The sequence below is a fragment of the Caballeronia humi genome (assembly GCF_001544475.1).
Taxonomy (GTDB): Bacteria; Pseudomonadota; Gammaproteobacteria; order Burkholderiales; family Burkholderiaceae; genus Caballeronia; species Caballeronia humi.
Genome location: NZ_FCNW02000212.1, coordinates 1 through 863, shown reverse-complemented (window position 1 = coordinate 863; position 863 = coordinate 1). Strand labels below are relative to the sequence as shown.

The 863-nt window shown below is 62.6% G+C and carries 1 protein-coding gene; it reads right to left on the bottom strand.

All coding sequences use genetic code 11. The annotated features are described in order from the left end of the window. A partial coding sequence (locus tag AWB65_RS35095) for a CaiB/BaiF CoA transferase family protein (RefSeq protein ID WP_087671279.1) occupies window positions 1-863 on the bottom strand: 863 nt, incomplete at both ends.

Genomic DNA, 863 nt, shown 5'->3' with positions numbered 1-863 from the left:
ACGTCGAGATCGTCCCCGAGCAGCGCTTCGCGGATGATCGCGAGCAGCGGCGGAAGATTGCGCACGCGCTGCGCATTAGTCGCGAAGCGCTCGTCATCGGCGAGCTCAGGACGCACGATGACCTCACAGAATTTGCGGAACTGGCCATCGTTGCCTACTGCGAGCACCAGAAAGCCGTCACGGCACTTGAACACGTCCTGCGGCTGGATGTTGGGATGCTTGTTGCCGTTGCGAGCCGGCGTCTTGTTCGAGACAAGGTAGTTCATCGCCTGATTGGCGAGAAACGCGACCTGAACGTCGAGCATCGCCACGTCGATATACTCGCCTACCCCCGTTTCGTTTCGCCGCGCGAGAGCGGCGAGAATGCCGACCGTCGCATACATGCCCGTCATGATGTCGACAATTGGCACGCCGACCTTTTGCGGGCCGCCGCCCGGTTCGTCGTCGCGCTCGCCCGTCACGCTCATCAGGCCGCCCATCGCCTGAATCATGAAGTCATAGGCGGCGTTTTCCGACTTCGGACCATCCTGGCCGAAACCCGTAATCGAGCAATAGATCAGATCCGGCCTGACGGCCTTTAGGTCGTCGTAGGCGAGACCGTATCGCTTCAGGGCGCCGGCCTTGAAGTTCTCGAGCACGACGTCGCACTGCGCCGCGAGCGCGCGCACGGTCGCTTGCCCTTCGGGCGTCGCGAGGTCGACTGCAACCGAACGCTTGCCGCGATTCACCGACAAAAAATAACCTGACTCCTTCGACGGAGAGCCGTCGCTTGCCTTCAGGAACGGGGGCCCCCAGCTGCGGGTGTCGTCGCCGACTTCGGGGCGTTCCACCTTGATGACGTCGGCGCCAAGGTCCGCGAGAAT